The following is a 19,709-nucleotide window of genomic DNA, read 5'->3' on the forward strand; positions in this document are numbered from 1 at the left end:
CAGAACCCTCCCCGGCCGAGGGGCCGGGGAGGGTACGGGTCCGGTCAGGTCCGGACCCGGCACCGTGCCCTCGCGGGGGATGTCGAGGGCCACCGGTGATCAGGGTGTGGCCAGCGCCTCCGTCGGAGGCAGCCGGGCCGCGCGCACCGCCGGATAGAAGCCCGCCAGCGCGCCGATGAGCAACGTCGAGCCGATGCCGCCGGCCATGGCCCAGACCGGAACGACCGACGGCCAGCCCTGATACGAGGCATAGCCGATGGTCACCGCGATCCCCACTGCCACCCCGCCAATGCCGCCGAGCAGGGACAGCAGCTGCGACTCGCACAGAAACTGGTTGCGGATCTGGCCGCGCGTGGCCCCCAGTGAGCGGCGCAGACCGATCTCGGGGCGGCGCTCCAGCACGGAGATGACCATGGTGTTGGCCACACCGACGCCGCCGACCAGCAGCGCCACCGCGCCGAGTCCGAGGAGCAGTCCGCTCAGGGTGTCGTCCGTGGCCTCCTTCGCGGCGAGCGCGTCGGAGGGCCGGGAGACGGCCACCTCGTCGGGCTTCTCCGGGTTGGCGGTGGCCCCGAGGATGGCCTGCACGTCGGAGACGTGCTCCTCCACGGCCCGCAGGTGGATCACCGTCGGGTAGCCGTCGAAACCCAGGTTCTCCTCCGCGTAGGGCCAGCCGACCAGCGCCTGGGTGTCCAGTTCCGGGGTCAGCTCGTTGGGCGCGAGCAGTCCGATCACGGTGAACCAGCGGTCGCCGAGCCACACCTGGATGTCGGCTCCGGCCCGGTGCACACCGAGCTGTTCGGCGGCGCGGGGGCCGAGAACGACGGACGGGTAGCGGTCGTTGGCCGCGTTCAGCCAGCGGCCGTCGGTCAGCTTCGCGCCGGTCGTCTCGGGCAGGTTGGTCTTCGCCGCGTTGACGGCGATTCCGCTGGTCTCGGCCTCGGGGATGTGGTCGTTGCGGTAGACCTTGGCGTCGACCTTGCCGAGCGCCGTCACCGACTCCACGTCCGGGATGTTGCCCACCATCTGGACCGACTCGCTCGGCAGATGAGAGGCGTCGCCGCTGAGCGACGGCCCCGGTGTGACGGACAGCAGATTGGTGCCCAGAGCGCTCAGCCGCCGGTCCAGGTCCTCCGTGCTGGACGTGGAGATGCCCACCACGCCCACCATCGCCGCGATGCCGATGGCGATGCCGAGCGCGGACAGGAAGACCCGCATGGGCCGGGCGCGCAGCCCGTACCCGCCCACTCGCAGGACGTCGGCGGGGCTCATCCGGGCCGGTTGAGGGCGAGGGCCGGTTGCGCGCCGCACGAACCCCTTCACCGCTCCGCTCCGGACGTGAGGGCCGCCAGCTCCTGGCCGGCGATGGCCGAGTCGTGCTGGATCCGCCCGTCCTTGAGCCGTACCTCGCGCGGCAGGGACGCGGCGACATCCCGGTCGTGCGTGATGACGACGACCGTGGTGCCGGCCTCGTTCAGCTCGTGCAGCAGCTCCAGCACGGTCGCGCCGGACCGGGAGTCGAGCGCGCCGGTCGGCTCGTCGGCCAGCAGCAGTGGCGGATCGCCGAGCACCGCACGGGCGATCGCGACCCGCTGCTTCTCACCGCCGGAGAGCTGGTGCGGCTCGTGGTACAGGCGGTGCCCCAGACCCACCCGGCGCAGCGCCGCCTCGGCGAGCCGACGCCGCTTGGCGCGCGGAGTTCCGCTGTACAGCAGCCCGTCGGCCACGCTGTCCAGCACCGGGATACCGGAGGTCAGATGGAACTGCTGGAACACGAAGCCGATCGTGCCGGCGCGCAGCGCCGACAGCTCGCGGTCGCTCAGCTCCTCGACGGCGTGGCCGTCGACCCGGACCTGCCCGGAGGTAGGGCGGCTCAGCGTGCCCATGATGTTGAGCATGGTCGACTTCCCGGACCCGGACGGCCCCACGATCGCGACCAGTTCACCGCGCCCGATCACCAGATTCGCGTCGGCCAGCGCGACGACCTCCCCGTACCGCTGGGAGACGCCCGTCAACTCGACCACGGGAGCCGTCACTTGGGCACCCCCACGGTCATGCCTTCCTTGATGCCCGAGCCCTTCACTTCGACCAGGCCGTTGGCGAACATCCCCAACTCCACCGGGACCATCTCGCTGCCGCCACCGGTGGTCGGCGTCTCCAGGGTGTAGCCGCCGCCCGGCCGAGCCATGAGCGCGTTGACCGGCACCGCGAGCACGTCCCGGCGGCTGTCGGCCTCCAGGATCACGTCGACGGACGCGGCCTGGTAGCGGCCCAGCTTCTTCTGGTCCTTGATCTTCAGCTGGACCGGAAGGGTGGCTTCGTCCGCGCCCTGGCTCTCGGCGCCGGCTCCGGTCCCGGAGCCGGCCGAGCCGTTGCCCGGGGTGCCGATGTCGGTGACCTCGCCCACCACGGTGCTGCCGTCCGGGAGCCGGACCGTGGCCTTGGAGCCCTCCTTCACCAGGGCCTCGTGCTGCGGGTCCAGGTCCATGGAGACGATCCGCTCGGTGCCCGTCCAGGTCAGCACCTCGCCGCCGGCCACCGCGCCGGGCGAGGTCTTCAGCTCCGTGACCCGCCGAGCCCCCGACGCGACCACGGCGTCCCCGGGCCCTACGGTCCCGGTCTCCTCGGCGTTGAGGTCGTCCTGCCACTCCTGGACCGCCTGGGCGGTGGCCGAGGTGTACTCGTCGTTCACCTCGAAGCCGTCATAACCCAGATCGGCGAGATTGCGCTCCAGCATCCGCACGTCGGTGCCCTCGCTGCCGGACTCCAGCGTGCGGTAGAAGGGGATGGACCCGTACAACAGGGGAACCTTGCGCTCGTTGACCCGGTAGACGGTGTCGCCGCGTTCGAGCGTGTCGCCCTCGCCGGGCACCCAGGTGACGAACTCGCCGTCGGCGGCGGCCTGGCTGTCGCCGCCCTGCCCGTTCTGCCCCGCCTGCCCGGACGGGGCGGTGGCGGAGCCGTCGGTGACGACGGTCGGCTCGCCGTGGCCCAGGGTGCCGTCCACGGTCTCGGTGCTAGTAAGCGTCATCTGCCGGACCGTCGTCGTCGCGGCCGGCCCGTCGGGGGCAGCCTGCGCCGTCGGCCCGTCGTCACCGCTGAACGTGCCGGTGGCGGCGAGGCCCGCAGCGGCGGCCACGGCGATGGCGATCACCAGGGTGAGGGCCCTGCGGCGGATGCGGCTCCTGCGCCGGTCCTCCGGTGGGCGGCCGGCCTTCTCGGTCTCCGCCGCCTCCTCGGTCTCCGCCGGCTGTGCCGCCTTCTCGGCGACGTCCGGTGTCCGCTCCGCGTCGTCCGAAACCGCCGGGGAACCACCGGGCTCCACGACGGCCGGTAGGTGTTCCGTCTCGTCCTGCGTGGTCACTGGCCTCCGCCGCCCTGAATCATCATGCTGCCGCCGGGCCACTTGTCCTGGCACGCGGAACGGGCCTTCTGGAAGGCGGGGTCGCCCATGCTCAGGCCGGCGCCGGCGAAGTCGAGAGCCATCTGGCCGCCGTTGATCTCGGGATCCGGGAAGTTCGGCACGCCGTTCTCGCGGATGCACTCCGCCCAGGCGGCGACCTTCGTCGGATCGAGCGGCTCACCGCCCTGGCCCTGGCCCTCGGCCTGCGGGGCCTTGTCGCGACAGGCCTCCATGGCGCCCTGGAACTCGGGTGAGTTGGTGTCGACGCCGCCCGCATCCATGCGGACACCGCCGTCGGCCTGCTGCGGGTCGGGGAATTCGGGCACGCCCTCCGCGCGCATGCACTCGGCGAATTCCAGAGCCTGGTCGAACGAGCTGTTCGCCGACCCGGAGGAGCTCGAGCTCGGCTCATCGCCGGAGGCCGCGTTGGACTCATCGGAACAGCCGCTGATCAGCGCGCCCGTGAGGAGCAGGGATACGGGAAGAAGCGCGCGCCCGATCAGGGCGCGACGGTGTGTGGAGAACATGTTCGGAGTTGTACGCCGGGCGCGGTTACACGCGGGGAACACCGCGTCCACCGCTGTCATCCTCCCCACGCGTTATTCCCCTGTTATGCCACCCAAGGCATCCTGACCAGCATGAGAGTGCTGATTGTCGACGACCATCTCGAACTCGCCGAGACGATCGCCGCCGGACTGCGGCAGGAAGGCATGGCCATCGACCTGGCGCTGGACGGCCAACAGGCGCTGGAGCAGGCCACGGTGTACGACTACCACGTGATCGTGCTCGACCGGGACCTGCCGGTGATGCACGGCGACGAGGTCTGCCGTGCGCTGATCAAGCACGGCTGCGGGGCCCGCATCCTCATGCTCACGGCCTCCTCCACCGTCGCCGACCGGGTCGACGGACTGAGCCTGGGCGCCGACGACTACCTGACCAAGCCGTTCGCCTTCGCCGAGCTGGTGGCGCGGATCCGAGCCCTCGCTCGGCGCGCGCACCCCGCCGTGCCCCCGGTGCTCACCCACGACGATCTGTCGCTGTCGCCCGCCGAGCACACCGCCTGGCGCGGCGGACGCCAACTCGACCTGTCGCCCAAGGAGATGGCCGTACTGGAGCTGCTGCTGGCCGCGCGGGGCGCGGTGGTGTCCGCGGAGGAACTGCTCGAACGGGCCTGGGACGACGCCACCGACCCGTTCACCAACACCGTGAAGGTGACCATCAGCCGGCTGCGCCGCAAGCTCGGCGACCCGCCCGTGATCGAGACGGTGCCGCATGTCGGCTACCGCATCTGAGCCCGCCGGCCGGTTCCGCATCCGCTGGTCGGCCCGGCTCCGGCTCACCCTCCTCTACGGGACGCTGTTCCTCGTCTCCGGCGCCACGCTGCTCGCGGTCACCTACCTCCTGGTCGTGCAGAGCCCCGCCTCCAAAGGCACCAAGATCACCACCTTGGACGCCTCGCGCAACCCGGCGGTGCAGGAGATCTCGGGCCAGATCTCGTACGTCGCCGACCGCCAGCGTCAGGAGGCACAGCGCACGCTGCTCACCCGATCCGGGATCGCGCTCGGCGTCATGACCGGTGTCTCCGGTGGGCTGGGCTGGCTGATGGCAGGGCGAGTGCTGCGGCCCGTACGCGTGATGACGGAACGGGCCCGGCGCATCTCGGCGCACAATCTGCACGAGCGGCTCGCGATGCCCGGCCCCGCCGACGACGAACTGAAGAACCTCGGCGACACCTTCGACGGGCTGCTCGCCCGCCTGGACGCCGCCTTCGACGCACAGAGACGGTTCGTCGCCAACGCCTCGCACGAACTGCGCACCCCGCTGACCCTGCAACGTACGGTCATCGAGGTCGCGCTCAGCAAGCCGGACCCGGACGTGAAGGCTCTGCGGGCGGTGTGCGAGCGGACCCTGGCCATCGGCGAGGACCAGAACCAGCTGATCGACGCGCTGCTGACCCTGGCGAGCAGCCAGAGCGGGGTCTTCCGGACCGAGCCGCTGGACCTCGCCGAGGTCGTCACCGACGTGCTCGACAACCTCGCGCCCACCCGCCCCGAGGACGTCACCCTGGACGTCACGCTCGCCCCCGCCGCGACCGAGGGCAGCACCAGCCTCGTGGAACGGCTGCTGACCAACTTGGTCGGCAACGCCCAGCGCTACACCCATCACGACGGCTGGATCCGGGTGACCACCGGTCTTGAGGGCGGGGTGCCCACCGTGCGAGTCGTGAACAGCGGACCGGTGGTCCCGCGGGAGGCCATCCCCTCGCTGTACCAGCCCTTCCAGCGGCTCGGCCACCGCTCCGCGCGCGCCGACGGCCACGGCCTCGGGCTGTCGATCGTCGCGGCGATCGCCAGCGCCCACCGGGCCCGGATCATCACCGAGCAGGGACCGGAGGGCGGACTCGACATCACCGTCGCCTTCCCCCGCCGCATCGACGAACCGCACGAGATGCTCGTGCCCTGATGGACGTTGTCGGTGAGCATGTGCCAGACCGCGGTGATGATCGAGTGCTCGACGGTGACCAGGGTCCTGAGCGGGCCGCGCCGGGCGGTCAGCCGCTTGTAACGGGCCTGCAGGTAGGTGTTGTTGGTTCTCACCGGCTCCGAAGGCGGCCAGGCCGAGGGCTCCTTTGGTGGCCGGGGCAGACCCCGGCCGAGGCGGCGAGGTGTCTGGCGGAGGTGAACCGAGCCACGTCGCCGCTTGTCTCCGCGATGATCACTGGGCACCCTCTTGACCACCCACATGGAGCCCTTCCCTGGACTGGCATAAGTCCGGGCCAAGGTGAGGCGACCGTCGCTCACTTCCGGCTCGATACGCGATCGGTGGCTAGTTGTCGGTTCTGATGTGTGCGAGGCGCATGGTGCTCCAGAAGACCGTCGGGCTGAACCGACATCGTAGAGGCCTCTGTGGCCTCGACGTGGCGGTTCTGACACCGTGGGAGCAGGGCGAGGCGGCGAGTTGACGCGGCATACGATGCGAGGGCTGTCGAACAGGTGCAGGAGGCGAAGGTCATCGACTTGGCGGCCCGGTGGGTGGGCCTGGAACTGCCTATGTGGTGCTGATGATGGTCCGAGACATGCCTCTGGTCCCGCATCGATCAGTGTGTGACCCTGTGCAAATCAGCGCGAGCGATACCCGTCGGTCTGTGGCGAGGTGAGGTCTGGCGGATAGCCCTGCGCCCGAAGCCAGGTGTCGAGGGCCAGAGCCACGATGTCTCCGTGTGGCCCGTCGGTGTCCGCGTTGTAGCGGCGGATCCGGCGCTGGAGCTGCAGTACTTCGGGATGGCATCGAGCGCCGACCTCCTGGGCTTCCGCGGCACACTCACCGACGTCCAGAGCGCGTGGTTCCGGCAGTGGCTCACCCCGGACGCCGCCTCGTCGGGGCCGGAGCTGCCCCCCGTGCTGCTCTTTGTCATGGGGACGAACCAGTGGCGCGAGGAGCAGGAGTGCCCGTTGGCCCGCGCCGTCGACACGGACCTGTTCCTGCGCGCCGACGGCGGGCTCACCTTCGACTCCCCGGATGACGAGGGCAGCGACACGTACGTCCACGACCCGGCCGACCCAGTGCCCACGACGGGCGGCGCGCTGCTGATGTCCAGTGAGTTCACGGCGGGTCCGCTCGACCAGGCCCGGGTGGAGGCCCGGCCGGACGTCCTCGTTTACACCACCGAGCCCCCGGCCGACGACCTGGAGGTCAGCGGGCGCGTCCGCGCCTTCGTCCACGCCGCGACCGACGCCCCGACGACGGACTGGGTGGTCCGCCTTTGCGACGTCGACCCCAAGGGCGTGTCCGTCAACGTCGTCGACGGGATCGTGCGGGCGGACACCACGCCGGGCGAGTTCACCGAACACGCCGTCGACCTATGGTCCACCAGCTACGTGTTCCGCGCCGGCCACTGCCTGCGCGTCCACGTCACCTCCAGCAACTTCCCCCGCTGGGACCGCAGCCTCAACACCGGCGAACCCCTCGACAGCGGAAAGGACTTGCGCCCGGCCCGCCAGGAGATCGCGCACGACGCCGCACGGCCCTCCCGCATCGTCCTCCCGGTCGTCCCGTCGTGAAGGATGGCCCGTGAGCTCTTGGCCGCCTTCGAAGTGGCCGATGCTGACGACGACGTGCGCGTCGTGCTGACGACGGGTGCGGGCCACGGTTTCTGCACGGGTGCCGACCTCGAGGGCGGAGCAGGCACGTTCGACGCCGACGTTCAGACCCGGGCTGCGGAGTGCGCTGCCGTCGATACGGTCGGCGGATTGCCACGGTCCGCACAAACCACCCGCACGGACAAGGGCGAGCCGATGTCTCTACGACGTATACGAACACAGACGAGGACGAGGACAACTGCCGGAACCAGAACCAGGACCAGGAGAGCGCGGACGCGTTCTACTCGCCGCCGTCTCCCCTGCCGCCCGGTAAGCCGGGCGACGTCATCCGCACCCGGGACGTCCTGACGTCGTCCGTTCCGGACGCCCGCGTCCAGCAGATCATGTACCTGTCGACAGACAACCAGGGCGGACGGATCGCGGTCACGGGCCTTCTGCTCACCCCGCTCGACCAGGGCCCGGGCGACGACAACCCCCTCGTGGGGGAGGCGCCCGGGACGCGGGGACTCGCCGAAGTGCGCGCCCTCCAGGCAGGCGGACCTGCTGGAGGCGAACCCCGCAAGCCCGGAATACTCGTTGCCGGAATACGAGGAGCTCCTCGTGCACGGCGTCTCCGTGGTCGTCACGGACTACGAGGGTCAGGGCACGCCCGGCCTGCCGTCGTATCTCGTCGGGCGCCCCGAGGGGTACGCGGTGCTGGACGCGCTGCGCGCCGCTCAGCGCATCGAGGGCTCGGGCGTGTCCGAGCAGTCGCCGGTCGGGATCTCGGGTTACTCGCAGGGCGGTCAAGGGGCGGGCTGGGCCGCCGAACTCCAGCGCGACTACGCCCCCGAGCTCAGGCTCAAGGGTGTGCTCGCGGGCGGGGTCCCCGCCGACATGCTGACCGAGATCAACCACCTCAACGGCAATCCCACCGCGGGCGCCGGCTTCGCCTTGGCCGCACTCGTCGGTCTCGATCACGCGAATCCGGAACTCAAGCTCGCCTCCCGGCTCACGCCCGAGGGTGAGCGGGCCGTCGAGCGCGTCGAGAACAGCTGCGGCTTCGAGGACTTCCTGACGTTCGGCACCCTCACCACCGGCGACGTCACCCAGCCCGACGTCCTCGCCGACCCCCAGTGGCAGAAACGCTTCGCGGCGTCCAGGCTCGGCACGAGGAAGCCCGGCGCCCCGGCCTACGTCTACCACGGCACGTCGGACACGGTCGTTCCATTCAGCCAGGGCTCCAAGCTCTACCACGACTGGTGCGCACGCGGACAGTCCGTGCAGTTCGATGCGCTCACCGGGGCCGAACACCTCTCCGCCGGCGTCCTCGGACACCCGCGTGGTGTGCAGTGGCTCGTCGACCGGCTGACCGGCGGACCCACCCCCACGGGCTGCCACGAAGTGGGCCTGGGCTGACAACGGCGAGCGGACACGAGCCCTCAGGGTGCCTGGAGGCGATCTCGAGAAGGGGCGCGCTCGCCCGGAGAAGCCGTGCGATCAGCCGCAGTGGGCAGCGAGAACGTAGACGAGCCGCTTACCCGAGGTCTGCGGCCCAATTCGCGGAGGCTGGTTTCGAGGTTCTCGCGGAGGCGCGAGGCATGGCAAACCGGATCGGCTCCATCACCCCGGGCAAGTGCGCCGACCTCGTGCTGCTGTGGCCGGACACCCCTCGATGCCTGCCATCGCCGCCGGCGTAGTGCCGACCGTCTCCTGTGCCCTGGGCTGCGGCCGCGGAACGTATTGTCAGGTCTGGGTGGGCGGCATGGCCGTCGGGCGAGGCGGCTGAGGTACTGGCGGCTGGCGCGGCTGCGGCGGCACCACTATGGCTGTTCCACTGCTACCCGCATGGGTGCCCGGAAGGACAGCAGGCCGAGCATCGGGGCGCCCGCCTCTCCTACCGCAAGCTGCACCCGTGGCAGGTGGCGAGCGGCTGCCCGGAGTGCCACGGCCGCCTCCGTCCGCGCCAGGGACGCGCCCGGGCAGCGGTGGCGGCCCGCACCGAAAGCCAGGTGCTGCCGGACGTTGGCCCGGTGCGGGCACATTCGCTCCGGAGAGGTGAAGACCTCCGGGTCCGATCCGCTGCCCATGAGCATCAGAAGCAGCTGCGCACCCGCGGGCAGGTCCGCCCCACCCAGTTCGACCGGGCGCGCGGTGACCCTTCGCCAAGTGGTCACCGGCGGCTCACGCCGCAGTACCTCCTCCACCCACGCCTGGGCCAGGCCCTCCTCATGGGCGACGCGGGACCACACACCTGGCTCGGCCAGGGCCCGGCGCAGCACGGTAGCGATGAGCTGCCCGGTGGTGGACTGCCCGGCGACGAAGACAAAGAAGCATGCCGCGACCGCCATCCCCACGTCGAGCGGCTTGCCGTCAGGCAGACGATGGTCCGCCAGGCCTCCGACGAAGGAGTCGGGCGAGGCCGTGCCGTTGGTCATGGTCCGGGTCAGCCACTGGTGGAACTCGACCACGAGCGTCGCCAGTTCCCGCTGGCGCTGCGGGGTCGGCCGGCCCCAGAACAGCTCCAGCGAGGCGTCGCTCCAGCGGATCAGCGTGGCCGGGGAGACGCCGTCGATGCCCAGGAGCTCCATCAGAACACGGCACGGGAGGGCCTGGGCGAAGGACGTGAACAGGTCGCCGCCGCCCGAGGTGTCGATCCGTTCCCTTGCCGCGGCGAGCAGTTCGTCGGCGATGCGCTCGATCACCGGTACGGCGGCCGCGACGCGCCGGGCGTTGAAGAACCGGGTGACCACCCGGCGCAGTCCGGGATGGCTCGGGGTGCCGTTGTTGGCCAGCGCCGGTGGGAGGTTGAAGCCGGCCCGGGCGAATACCCGCAGCACGTCGACCGGCAGCGGGGTGATGGCGTTCTGGGCGTTGTCCGGACGGAAGGCGTCCGGGTCGAGCAGCACCTGGCGTATGTCCCGGTGGCGGCTGACCAACCAGAGCCCGGTGGCGTGATCGTGATGTACCGGTGTCTGCACGCGCAGTGCGTCCAGTGAAGGGTAGGGGTTGCGAACAAAGGCGTCGCCGAAGAGATCGAGCAGCCCGAGCGGATCGCCCGCGTCGTCCGCACCGGGTGCGGACGCGTCCAGAGCCGGGGAATTCACGGCCGGACGCTAACACGTGGTTGCGCGGCCCTCTCACGTATGTGCGCGGCATCACTGGAGGGTCACATCAGGTCATGCAGAGCGGGAAATGGGATGCCAGGCCCGGTGGTGGCATCGGGCCCGGCGTCGGGAAGATGTGTGGTTCAGGCGGCGGGGGGTGCGCAGCGGTGCCAGGGCTCCGCTCCAGGCGACGACCTGGTCGAGCAGTGGGCCGACGGCCTGGACGTTGTAGTCGCCGGGCTTGAGGACGCTGAAGTTCTCGAACTCGGTCATCAGGGACAGCGCTACCTGCTGGCGTACGTCGGCCATCTGCAGCTCACCGACGACCAGCCGCAGATGTTCGACGGCGCGGGCGCCGCCGACGCCGCCGTACGACACGAAACCGGCCGCCTTGTTGTTCCACTCGTTGTAGAGGTAGTCGATGGCGTTCTTGAGCACGCCGGAGGTGCTGTGGTTGTACTCGGGGGTGACAAAGACGAAGCCGTCGAACGAGGCTATTCTCTCTGCCCACTTCTTGGTGTGGTCGTTCTGGTACTGGCCCATCGTCGGGGGCAGCGGCTCGTCCAGGTGTGGCAGCGGGTAGTCGCGCAGGTCGACGAGCTCGAACTCGGCGTCGGTGCGGCGGGAGGCGATGTCGTAGACCCACTTGGCCACCTGCTCGCCGTTGCGGTTGTGGCGGGTGCTGCCGAGGATGATGCCGATCCTGGTGATGGAACTTTTCCCTGAGTGTGTTGCGCGGTGGGCTGTCCTGAGCGCAGATTCAGGAGGTGTGCGGGAGGTGCTGGGCGGGGATGACGCCGAGACGGCCCGCCTGGTAGTCCTCGAAGGCCTGCTGGACCTCTTCGGGGGTGTTCATCACGAACGGGCCGTACTGGACGACGGGTTCGCGGATAGGAAGGCCGCCCAGCACGAAGAGCTCCAGCTTGGGGGAGCGGGACTCCTGGACACGGTCGGCGGTCAGACGCAGCGCGTCACCCGCTCCGAAGACGGCGAGCCGGCCCTCCTGGATCGGGCGGGCCTCGCCGCCGACCGTTCCCTGGCCGGCCAGGGCGTAGACCAGCGCGTTGTAGGCGGGGTCCCAGGGCAGGTCGACCTGGGCGCCGGGTTCGACGGTGAGGTGGGCGACGGTGATCGGGGTGTGGGTCACGCCCGGGCCGGTGTGGCCGGCGATGTTCCCGGCGATCACGCGGATCAGCGCGCCGCCGTCGGGGGTGGTGACCAGTCCGGTGTGCTTGCCGCGGATGTCCTGGTAGCGGGGCGGGCTCATCTTCTTGGCCCGGGGCAGGTTGACCCACAGCTGCACACCGTGGAACACACCGCCGCTCCTGACCAAATGCTCCGGCGGCTTCTCGATGTGCAGGATGCCGGCGCCCGCGGTCATCCACTGGGTGTCGCCGTCCGTGATCTGCCCGCCGCCGCCGTTGGAGTCCTGGTGCTCCACGGCGCCGTCGATGAGGTAGGTGACGGTCTCGAAGCCGCGGTGCGGATGCCAGGGGGTGCCCTGGGCCTCGCCCGGCGCCTGCTCGACGACGCCCAGGTGGTCCATGTGCACGAAGGGATCCAGTTCGGGCAACGGCACCCCGGCGAAGGCGCGGCGCACTGGGAAGCCCTCACCCTCGAAGCCGTGCTGCGCGGTGGTCAGGCGGCGGACGGGCCGGTAGACGGTGCCGGCCGGCTCCAGCTCCGGCAGGCGCGGCAGGACCAGGACGTCGTCCACGGTGATCGCAGGCATGTGTTTCTCCGCTCTCTTTGCTGCTGTCAGAAGGAGTGCGGACCGAAGCGGCCCCAGGCCACGGAGACGGCCAGGGCGAGCAGGACCACGTTCACGACGATCGACTGGTACTCCCCGCGTCGGCCGTGCGTGATCGCGGCGCCGGTCATGACCAGCGCCAGGCCGGTCGCGGCCAGGGGAACGAAGACCGGGGCGATGTCCACGGCCGCGGGCAGAATCAGCCCGATCGCGGCCAGAACCTCCAGGAGACCGATGGTCTTGATCAGTCCGGGCGAGAAGTCCTCGGCCCAGGCCATGGAAGGTCCCGAGGCGAGGAGTTGTTCCTTCGACTTGGAGAGCTTCATGGCGCCGGCGCCAAGGAAGACCAGAGCAAGCAGAGCTGCGACAGCCCACAGGGCGACGTTGATGGATACCTCTTGAGGTAGGAGCAGCGGCCCGTCTGGGGGAGCCCGCGGCGGATTTAGTTGATGCATCAGCCACCATAAGGGGCGAACGGGTGATGCATCAAGTAAATGAGGGAGGGAAGGGTGGTCGGCGGAGACAGGCACGACGACTTGCCCATGGGCGCCGGAAGCGCGACATGCTCCGGGCTCGGCACCGTGAGCTTCAGTGGACCGTGAGTCGCGCCCAGGGTGAGCGGAGGCTGATCAACATGAGGGATGTGCCCGGCCTTGGTGATGGTCCGGCAGCCGCGCCCCTACTCGGTCGGCGTGACGCCGTCCTCCTCGCCCCAGAGGACCCGTGCGGGAATGGTGACGCGACACAGCGGCACGAGTCACTCGATCACCCGGATCGGCTTGCCGGCAACGAATGCGGCGATGTTCTCGACGGCCTCTTGGTAGAAGACCCGCTAATTGCCTTCCGTCACATAGCCGATGTGCGGGGTGACGACGACGTTGTCCAGCCTCCGGAGTGGGTGGTCCTGCGGAAGGGGCTCGGCATCGAACACGTCGAGTGCCGCTCCGCCGATCTTCCGCTCCTGCAGAACGCGCACCAACGCGCCTTCGTCGACGATGGGACCCCGGGAGGTGTTGACCAGCAGGGCGGTCGGCTTCATGGACGAAAGCTCGGTCGCCCCGACGAGGCCGCGGCTGCGGTCGCTGAGCAACAGATGAACGGACAGTACGTCGGACCTGGAGAACAGCTCCTGCTTGCTCACCGCGGCCACACCGTGTTCCGCCGCCTTCTCTGCGGCGAGGTTCTGGCTCCAGGCGATGGTCTCCATGCCGAACGCCTGGCCCACCTTGGCCACTCGGGAACCGAGCCGACCGAGGCCCAGTAGGCCGAGCACCTTCCCCTCCAGCATGGTGCCCACGCTCATCTGCCATCCGCCCTCGCGTACGTACCGCGTTTCGGCGGGCAGGTTTCTGACCGCGGCGAGGATAAGTGCCCAGGTGAGCTCCGACGTGGAGGAGGCGTCGGGATATCCGGTGCCGCAGACCACGATGCCCTGTGCGTTGGCGGCCGGGACGTCGATGGCGGCGTTTACCGGAGCTGTGGTGACGAGCAACCTGAGCCGTTTGAGTCCGCGCAGCACCTCGGCAGGGAAACGCGTGCGCTCCCGCATCGCCACCACCACATCGAAATCGGCCAGCTGAGAGACGACCGTGTCAGCGTCCGGGAAAGCCCCGTGGAACACCTCCACGTGGGCTCGGAGAGAGTCCCATTCGGCATACTTCCTGGCAACGTGCTGATAGTCGTCCAGCACTGCGATGCGCAGATTATTCACTTCGGCTCCTGGATGCGGCGCAGTGAGGTGGTGAGACCGGGAAGCAGGCGCGCGGCACTAGTCCGCGCGCGCGGCTGACGGTGCGGCAGTGATTCGTGCGCTGATGATGGTTCGTCCGCGTTCCGAAGTCGTGAAGCGGTTGAGCATGGCGCGCAGCTCCTCGGCGCCGACGTTGGCGCCGAAGGGCTCGGTGCCCGGTTCGAGTCGGACTCCCTCGGCAAGGGGGCCCGCCGTGATGGGGTCGAAGCCGAAAGAGTTCACGAGGCGCGCGACGGTGGCGAGGTCGTCCGGATCGGCACCGGCGATCGCGATCGCCTTGCGGCCGGGTGTTCCCGCAGTCCTGGCCTCGTCTTGGAGGTCGTGGTAGCCCATGTGGTTGAACGCTTTGACCACGCGCGCTCCGAACAGGAATTCCTGCACGATCTCGCTGGACGAGGTGCGTGGATCGGTGAGGTCGTCGCGGATGCCGTCGACCTCCCACCAGTAGTTCATGGCGTCGATGACCAGCTTGCCCCGCAGTGCTTCGGCGGGAATGCTGCGGTACTTGCCGAGAGGGAGGGCCAGGATGACGACGTCTGCCTTGGTCGCGGCCTCCTCCGCGGTGACCGCGACCGCGCCCGGGGTGAGGACTTCGATGGTGAGAGCGATCTTGTCTGGGTCGCCCGATCCGGCGATGAGCACGCGGTAGCCGGCTGTCAGGGCCAGTCGTGCGAGCACGGTGCCGACCTTTCCCGCACCGAGGATGCCGATCGTGCGCACGTCCGTGCTGTTCATCTCTTCTCCGTTCACGGTGTCAGCCGGCGAGGATGTCGCGGACCATGGGGAGCACCTTGGTGCCGTACAGCTCTACGGCGCGTAGGCGGGCGCTGATCGGCTGTGCCCCCGTGGTGTAGATGAGGTCGAACCGGCCGACGCCGAGTGCCTGGATGGCGCGGGCCATCTTGCGGGCGACCGTCTCGGGCGAGCCCACGTAGAGGGAGCCGTGCTCGATCTCCGCCTGGTACTCCTCCTTGCGGACCGGCGGCCAGCCGCGCAGCGCGCCTATGCGGTCACGGATGACCTTGTAGTGCGGCCAGTGCAGCTTGCGGGCCTCCTCGTCGGTGTCGGCGATGAAGCCCGGCGAGTGCATCCCGACGGGGTGGGCGGTCGTCCCGAACTTGTCGGTGGCGCGCTGGTAGAGGTCGACGTAGGGCGCGAAGCGTTCCGGACTGCCGCCGATGATGGCGATCATGAGCGGGAACCCGTAGTGCGCGGTGCGGATGACCGACTGAGGTGAACCGCCGACGCCGACCCACGTGCTCAGGTGTCCGGACTCGGTCTTGGGGAAGACGTCGGCATTCTGGAGCGGAGCCCGCTTGGTACCGCTCCAGGTGACGGGCTTCTCCTCGAGCAGCTTCGCGAAGAGCTCGATCTTCTCCTCGAACAGCACGTCGTAGTCGCTCATGTCGTATCCGAACAAGGGGAACGACTCGGTGAAGGAACCGCGCCCGAGGATGACCTCGGCCCGTCCGTTGGAGAGTGCGTCCACGGTCGAGAACCGCTGGAACACGCGGACCGGATCATCGGAGCTCAGCACAGTCACGCCGGAAGACAGGCGGATACGACTGGTACGGGTGGCGATGCCCGCGAGGACGGTCTCCGGAGTCGAGATGGCGAACTCGGGGCGGTGGTGCTCACCGAGGGCGAGGACGTCGACGCCGGTCTCCTCGGCGAGGACGGCCTCCTCGACGACCTGCCGGATGGCCCGCGCGTCGGAGACGGGGGTGCCGGAGTCGTCCTCAGGTACATCGCCGAACGTGTCCAGGCCGAAGACGAGATCAGACATGGGTGGGCTCCTTCATGAGCAGTTGCTTCACCCGCGGGGCGACTTCGCGGCCCAGCAGCTCGATCGTGCGGGCACGGGCTTCACGGGGGAGGTGCATGACGTCGTACTTGAGGTCGAAGCGGTTGAGATGCAGGTCGCGGGCCATCGTGGCGATCTTGCGGGCGACGGTCTCGGGGGAGCCGACGAAGAGCGCGCCCGTCTCGATCTCCGCCTCGTAGCGTTCGCGGGTCGGCTTGTAGAACCCGCGTTCCTCGGCGAGCCGGGTCACGACCGGCTGCCAGTACCGCCACCAGGTCTCGATCGCCTCCTCGTCGGTGTCCGCTATGAGGCCGAGCGAGTGCTGGGCGACTGGTTGGCGGGGGTGTCCGAGCTGGTCGAGGGAGCGGTGGTAGAGCTCGACGAGGGGGGTGAAGCGTTGGGGGCGTCCGCCGATGATGGCCAGCATGAGCGGCAGGCTGTGGCGGGCCGCGCGGACCACGGAGTTCGGGCTGCCGCCCACACCGATCCAGGTGGGGATGCCACCAGGCGGCATGCGGGGATGCAGCTCTTGCTCGACGAGCGGCGGACGGAACTTCCCCGACCAGGTCACCGTCCCCTCCTGCTGGAGACGCATGAACAGGTCGAGCTTCTCCTCGAACAGCTCCTCGTAGTCCGCGAGGTCATAGCCGAACAGCGGGAACGAATCAGTGGCCGATGCCCGCCCGAGCACGAGCTGGGCACGCCCGTTCGAGACGGCGTCCAGGGTGGAGAACTCGTGGTACAGCCGCACCGGATCGTTCGTACTCAGTACGGTCACGGAGGTGCCGAGCCGGATGCGTTCCGTCGCTGTGGCGATCGCGCCGAGCAGTACGGGGGTGGCGCTGTCGTTGTGGCCGCGGCGGTAGTGCTCGCCGACGCTGAACACGTCGATCCCCACATCCTCCGCGAGACGGGCCTCCTGGATGAGCAGTCGAACGGTCTCGGCGTCGCTCAGCAGGCGGTCGCCGTCGGTCGCAACCTCTCCGAACGAGTTCAGTCCCAGTTCGAAACCTGTGGCCGTCATGGGCCCTCCTGCCGAGCTAGTAGGTGGCCGGGCGCCACCTGTGGTTGACACGTCAATCGTCGCCCAATTTAATTGACGTGTCAACCAGAGAGGGGAACCACATGGAAGAGCGACGCAAGGCACTGCCCACCACGGAAGAGCTGCGGATCTGGCGCGACTTCATCGAGACGACGGAGGCGCTCCGCGCAGAGCTCACGTCACGACTGCAGAGCGAGTCCTCCCTGTCGCCGGGCGACTACGCCGTGCTCCTCGCGCTGCGGGAGGCGGCAGGGGGGCGGCTGCGCTCCTCAGAGCTTGCCGTGGTCATCGGCTGGCAGCGCAGCCGCCTCTCGCATCACCTCGGCCGCATGGAACGCCGCGCGCTCATCCGGCGCGAAGAGTGCGCCACCGACAGTCGAGGCGCCGAAGTGATACTCACCTCCGAAGGCGCTGGAGCGTTCCGGCGTGCATCGCTTCCCCACCTGCGTGCCGTCCGGGAGCTGTTCATCGGTCCCCTCACTCCGGCCCAACTCGCCGCGGCCGACCAACTCGCGGCGACGCTCCGGGCCTGTATCGAGGAGCGGCGCGAGCCTTGACGGGCCCGCTGGCCGACTGGGCAGTCAGACTGAATGTGGTCATCCGGCGCCAGTCGTCGTGCGGTCCGCCCCGTAGACCAAGGCCTGATGCATTGTGGGGACCCCGACGTCGACGCTGGCCTGCGCCGGCTGAGGGACAACATCGCCGCTCGCTGCAACCCGGTGTTCCGCTGGACGAGGCGGAGGGCTCCGACCTCGGGGACCGGGCGGCTCGCGAGGACATCGCGTTGCTGCTGGCCCAATCTGTCACGCTTGTTGCAGTCCGAGTCGAACCTGTCGGCTGCCGACTTCGCGGTGTTGGTCAATCTGACGGACGTGCCGGAGGGACGGCAGCGTTATCAGGATCTGGCCCGGACACTGGAGTGGGAGAAGAGCCGGATGTCCCATCACATCGCGCGGATGGCCGGGCGGGCGTTGGTGGTGCGGGAGGAGTGCCTCGAGGACGGGCGCGGTGCGTTCGTGGTGATCACGGAGCAGGGACGTGCGGCGATCGAGGCGGCGGCTCCGCTCCATGTGGAGGCCGTGCGTGCGTTGTTCCTCGACCACGTCACTCCGGCGGAGCTGCGAACGCTGGGACAGATTTCCGAGCGAGTGGTTGCGAAACTGGACGAGGACGCGTCCTGACCTGGACACGAGGGCGCGGTCACTCAGCGGACCAGCAGGTTCCTCCGGCCGCCGCGCGGTCACGGGTCCGCACACCCGAGCTCTCCCTGCTGGAACGCCGTCGACGGTGCTCGATCGCCCGCACTCTCCAGGTCATCGGCGACCGGTGGACCTCGCTGGGTCCTCCGCTCCAGCCTTAACGGCGTTCAGCGGTTCGACGACTTCCACACCGACCTGGGAATCGCGGAAAGCATCCTCTCCCAGCGGCTCGGCCGGCTGATCGAGCTCGGCGTGCTCACACGGCGCACCTACCGGACCAGTTCGCCGCGGCACGAGTACGTGTTCACCGGGAAGGGCCCCGTGCTCTACCCGACCTACCTCTCGATGGTCATGTGGTGCGGCCGGTGGCTGCCTTCCGACGGCGGCCCGGCACGGTGCTGGAGTACAAACCGTGCGGCCACAGCGTGGAGGAACGTACTCGTCTGCGCCGCTACCAGGGGCACGTCACCCCCGGAGCGGATCGTCTGAAGCGGTCCCGGAGGCGGGCCTCACTGCTCCCGGGACCGCTCAGTCAGTGCTTGCCTGGCCGGCTTCTCAGTCGGCCATCGTTTCCGCGGGCTCCATCGCCACGGTGTCCGGGGCGGCCGGGCGCCGTCGGCGCAGCACGGCGACTGTGAGCAGCAGCAGCCCCAAGACGACCAGTGTCAGGGGTGCGATGATCTTGAGCACCAGGAGTAGGTTCCCGAGGGAGTTCGCCTTGTCGGCAGCGTCCTTCTGGCTGGCCGGAAGGCTGGCTATGTTCAGGGCGAACACCGGCAGGAGCGGGGTCAGCGCCTTGCCGACCGTCACGTTGGCCGTCACCTGCTGCTTGAATGTCGCGTCGATCACGAAGCCGCTGTCCTGGTCCACTGCGCTGTCGGCCGTGGTGTCGGCCGTGTAGGACAGCGGGATCGGCTCCGGCAGGGTGGCCGCGTCACGACCGATCGCCGCGGCGGAGGCGGGGGGCAACTGCGGCAGGAGCGACGTGGCGAGCGCCTTGGGCAGGGCGGGCGGCAGGGTGGCGAGCGTGGCCCGGTTCTTCAGCGCTCCCGAGACGGTGACCGTGTAGCGGTTGACGTCGCGCCCGTGCACATGCCCCTTGCCCTTGAAGAACACCCGCGCCGTGGACTGCGTCAGGGGGTCGTAGTACCGGTAACTGTCGTTGGCCTCGGGCTCGATCGGAAAGGACACGGTCAGACCCTCGGCCGGTTCGACGCGGCCCCAGCCGGCCGGCGCGTCGGTGGCTTTCAGGCTGCCGCGGTCCACGCGTACTTGTAGGAACTCGGTATCTCGGTCTCGCCGACCCGAACGGTGATGTCGTCGGCGACCATGGCTGTGTCGCCCTTGGTCTTCACGACGTGGATCAACAATAAGGCGGCATCGCCGCAGAACACCGGCAACTGAAGGAACTTGCACTCGCCCGCGATGCCGACACCGCCGTCGACGTTCTCACCGAGCACATCCAGCGGGCACCGCGGCAGTTCGTGGAGCGCGCGCGTAAGTACGGCGTGGACAAGCTTCACCGACCGAGGATGGCTTTGACCGTGAATGCTGACGTCGTTTGGCCGTGAAAGT

Annotated in this window: 21 protein-coding genes and 1 pseudogene; 7 read left to right on the forward strand and 15 right to left on the reverse strand. The window is 69.4% G+C overall.

What is annotated here, in order from left to right; genetic code table 11:
• Positions 1–99 precede the first annotated feature (99 nt).
• Genes AC5P09_RS36120 through AC5P09_RS36135 form a run of 4 tightly spaced genes read right to left on the reverse strand, consistent with a single transcriptional unit; the run spans position 100 to position 3,930 of the window.
• Positions 100–1,272 carry an ABC transporter permease gene (locus AC5P09_RS36120; protein ID WP_493877934.1) on the reverse strand — a complete coding sequence of 391 codons (1,173 nt, stop codon included), beginning with the start codon at positions 1,270–1,272 and terminating at the stop codon, positions 100–102.
• A 47-nt stretch (positions 1,273–1,319) separates the two neighbouring features.
• Complete coding sequence (locus AC5P09_RS36125; RefSeq protein ID WP_493877935.1) at positions 1,320–2,036, reverse strand: ABC transporter ATP-binding protein; 717 nt, start codon at positions 2,034–2,036, stop codon at positions 1,320–1,322.
• The gene (locus tag AC5P09_RS36130) at positions 2,033–3,364 is read right to left on the reverse strand and encodes a peptidoglycan-binding protein (RefSeq protein WP_493877936.1); all 1,332 of its coding nucleotides are present in this window, start codon (positions 3,362–3,364) and stop codon (positions 2,033–2,035) included. Before AC5P09_RS36130 ends, AC5P09_RS36125 begins: the two co-directional genes overlap by 4 nt.
• Positions 3,361–3,930: a hypothetical protein gene (locus AC5P09_RS36135; RefSeq protein ID WP_493877937.1), complete on the reverse strand. Its 570-nt coding sequence runs from the start codon at positions 3,928–3,930 to the stop codon at positions 3,361–3,363. Before AC5P09_RS36135 ends, AC5P09_RS36130 begins: the two co-directional genes overlap by 4 nt.
• Before the next feature lie 111 nt (positions 3,931–4,041).
• Between AC5P09_RS36135 and AC5P09_RS36140 the strand changes: the two genes are divergently transcribed.
• Both AC5P09_RS36140 and AC5P09_RS36145 read left to right on the forward strand, forming a co-directional pair.
• A complete protein-coding gene (locus AC5P09_RS36140) occupies positions 4,042–4,695 on the forward strand; it encodes a response regulator transcription factor (protein WP_493877938.1) in 654 nt (217 codons plus the stop codon).
• Positions 4,676–5,866, forward strand: a complete 1,191-nt coding sequence (locus tag AC5P09_RS36145; protein WP_493877939.1) for a sensor histidine kinase — start codon at positions 4,676–4,678, stop codon at positions 5,864–5,866. Before AC5P09_RS36140 ends, AC5P09_RS36145 begins: the two co-directional genes overlap by 20 nt.
• 130 nt (positions 5,867–5,996) lie before the next feature.
• Here the strand turns inward: AC5P09_RS36145 and AC5P09_RS36150 are convergent, their stop codons facing one another.
• The gene (locus AC5P09_RS36150; protein WP_493877940.1) at positions 5,997–6,170 is read right to left on the reverse strand and encodes a transposase; all 174 of its coding nucleotides are present in this window, start codon (positions 6,168–6,170) and stop codon (positions 5,997–5,999) included.
• Between the two features lie 451 nt (positions 6,171–6,621).
• On the opposite strand from AC5P09_RS36150, the gene AC5P09_RS36155 reads away from it, so the two are divergent.
• Both AC5P09_RS36155 and AC5P09_RS36160 read left to right on the forward strand, forming a co-directional pair.
• Positions 6,622–7,464 carry a CocE/NonD family hydrolase gene (locus AC5P09_RS36155; RefSeq protein ID WP_493877941.1) on the forward strand — a complete coding sequence of 281 codons (843 nt, stop codon included), beginning with the start codon at positions 6,622–6,624 and terminating at the stop codon, positions 7,462–7,464.
• 639 nt (positions 7,465–8,103) lie between these two features.
• Entirely contained in the window at positions 8,104–8,901 is a 798-nt protein-coding gene (locus tag AC5P09_RS36160; RefSeq protein WP_493877942.1) for a lipase family protein, read from the forward strand.
• Positions 8,902–9,305: 404 nt separating this feature from the next.
• On the opposite strand, the gene AC5P09_RS36165 is transcribed toward AC5P09_RS36160, so the two are convergent.
• The 8 genes from AC5P09_RS36165 to AC5P09_RS36200 all read right to left on the reverse strand — a co-directional run bounded on the left by AC5P09_RS36165 (position 9,306) and on the right by AC5P09_RS36200 (position 16,917).
• Positions 9,306–10,589 (reverse strand): cytochrome P450, encoded by a 1,284-nt coding sequence (locus tag AC5P09_RS36165; RefSeq protein WP_493877943.1) that lies wholly within the window; start codon positions 10,587–10,589, stop codon positions 9,306–9,308.
• Between the two features lie 72 nt (positions 10,590–10,661).
• Complete coding sequence (locus tag AC5P09_RS36170; protein WP_493877969.1) at positions 10,662–11,300, reverse strand: NADPH-dependent FMN reductase; 639 nt, start codon at positions 11,298–11,300, stop codon at positions 10,662–10,664.
• Between the two features lie 49 nt (positions 11,301–11,349).
• Entirely contained in the window at positions 11,350–12,321 is a 972-nt protein-coding gene (locus tag AC5P09_RS36175) for a pirin family protein (protein WP_493877944.1), read from the reverse strand.
• A gap of 26 nt (positions 12,322–12,347) precedes the next feature.
• Positions 12,348–12,752 carry a DoxX family protein gene (locus tag AC5P09_RS36180; protein WP_493877970.1) on the reverse strand — a complete coding sequence of 135 codons (405 nt, stop codon included), beginning with the start codon at positions 12,750–12,752 and terminating at the stop codon, positions 12,348–12,350.
• 419 nt (positions 12,753–13,171) lie between these two features.
• Positions 13,172–14,050 (reverse strand): D-2-hydroxyacid dehydrogenase family protein, encoded by an 879-nt coding sequence (locus AC5P09_RS36185; RefSeq protein ID WP_493877945.1) that lies wholly within the window; start codon positions 14,048–14,050, stop codon positions 13,172–13,174.
• Positions 14,051–14,107: 57 nt separating this feature from the next.
• Positions 14,108–14,824, reverse strand: coding sequence for an NADPH-dependent F420 reductase (locus AC5P09_RS36190; RefSeq protein WP_493877946.1), 717 nt, complete (start codon positions 14,822–14,824; stop codon positions 14,108–14,110).
• 19 nt (positions 14,825–14,843) lie between these two features.
• On the reverse strand, positions 14,844–15,875 hold the full coding sequence (locus AC5P09_RS36195) for an LLM class flavin-dependent oxidoreductase (protein ID WP_493877947.1): 1,032 nt from the start codon (positions 15,873–15,875) through the stop codon (positions 14,844–14,846).
• Positions 15,868–16,917 (reverse strand): LLM class flavin-dependent oxidoreductase, encoded by a 1,050-nt coding sequence (locus AC5P09_RS36200; RefSeq protein WP_493877948.1) that lies wholly within the window; start codon positions 16,915–16,917, stop codon positions 15,868–15,870. Before AC5P09_RS36200 ends, AC5P09_RS36195 begins: the two co-directional genes overlap by 8 nt.
• 101 nt (positions 16,918–17,018) lie before the next feature.
• Here AC5P09_RS36200 and AC5P09_RS36205 point away from each other — a divergent pair, with 101 nt between their 5' ends.
• The 3 genes and pseudogenes from AC5P09_RS36205 to AC5P09_RS36215 form a co-directional block, all read left to right on the forward strand.
• Positions 17,019–17,492, forward strand: a complete 474-nt coding sequence (locus AC5P09_RS36205) for a MarR family winged helix-turn-helix transcriptional regulator (protein WP_493877949.1) — start codon at positions 17,019–17,021, stop codon at positions 17,490–17,492.
• A gap of 243 nt (positions 17,493–17,735) precedes the next feature.
• Positions 17,736–18,116 carry a MarR family winged helix-turn-helix transcriptional regulator gene (locus tag AC5P09_RS36210; protein WP_493877971.1) on the forward strand — a complete coding sequence of 127 codons (381 nt, stop codon included), beginning with the start codon at positions 17,736–17,738 and terminating at the stop codon, positions 18,114–18,116.
• A 171-nt stretch (positions 18,117–18,287) separates the two neighbouring features.
• Positions 18,288–18,623, forward strand: a pseudogene (locus AC5P09_RS36215) (winged helix-turn-helix transcriptional regulator); the annotation flags it as partial.
• A gap of 66 nt (positions 18,624–18,689) precedes the next feature.
• On the opposite strand, the gene AC5P09_RS36220 reads toward AC5P09_RS36215, so the two are convergent.
• Together AC5P09_RS36220 and AC5P09_RS36225 are read right to left on the reverse strand one after the other, a co-directional pair.
• A complete protein-coding gene (locus AC5P09_RS36220) occupies positions 18,690–19,400 on the reverse strand; it encodes a porin PorA family protein (RefSeq protein WP_493877950.1) in 711 nt (236 codons plus the stop codon).
• Positions 19,382–19,657, reverse strand: a complete 276-nt coding sequence (locus AC5P09_RS36225) for a hypothetical protein (RefSeq protein ID WP_493877951.1) — start codon at positions 19,655–19,657, stop codon at positions 19,382–19,384. Before AC5P09_RS36225 ends, AC5P09_RS36220 begins: the two co-directional genes overlap by 19 nt.
• Between the last annotated feature and the right edge of the window lie 52 nt (positions 19,658–19,709).

Source organism: Streptomyces sp. a15 (assembly GCF_059026085.1).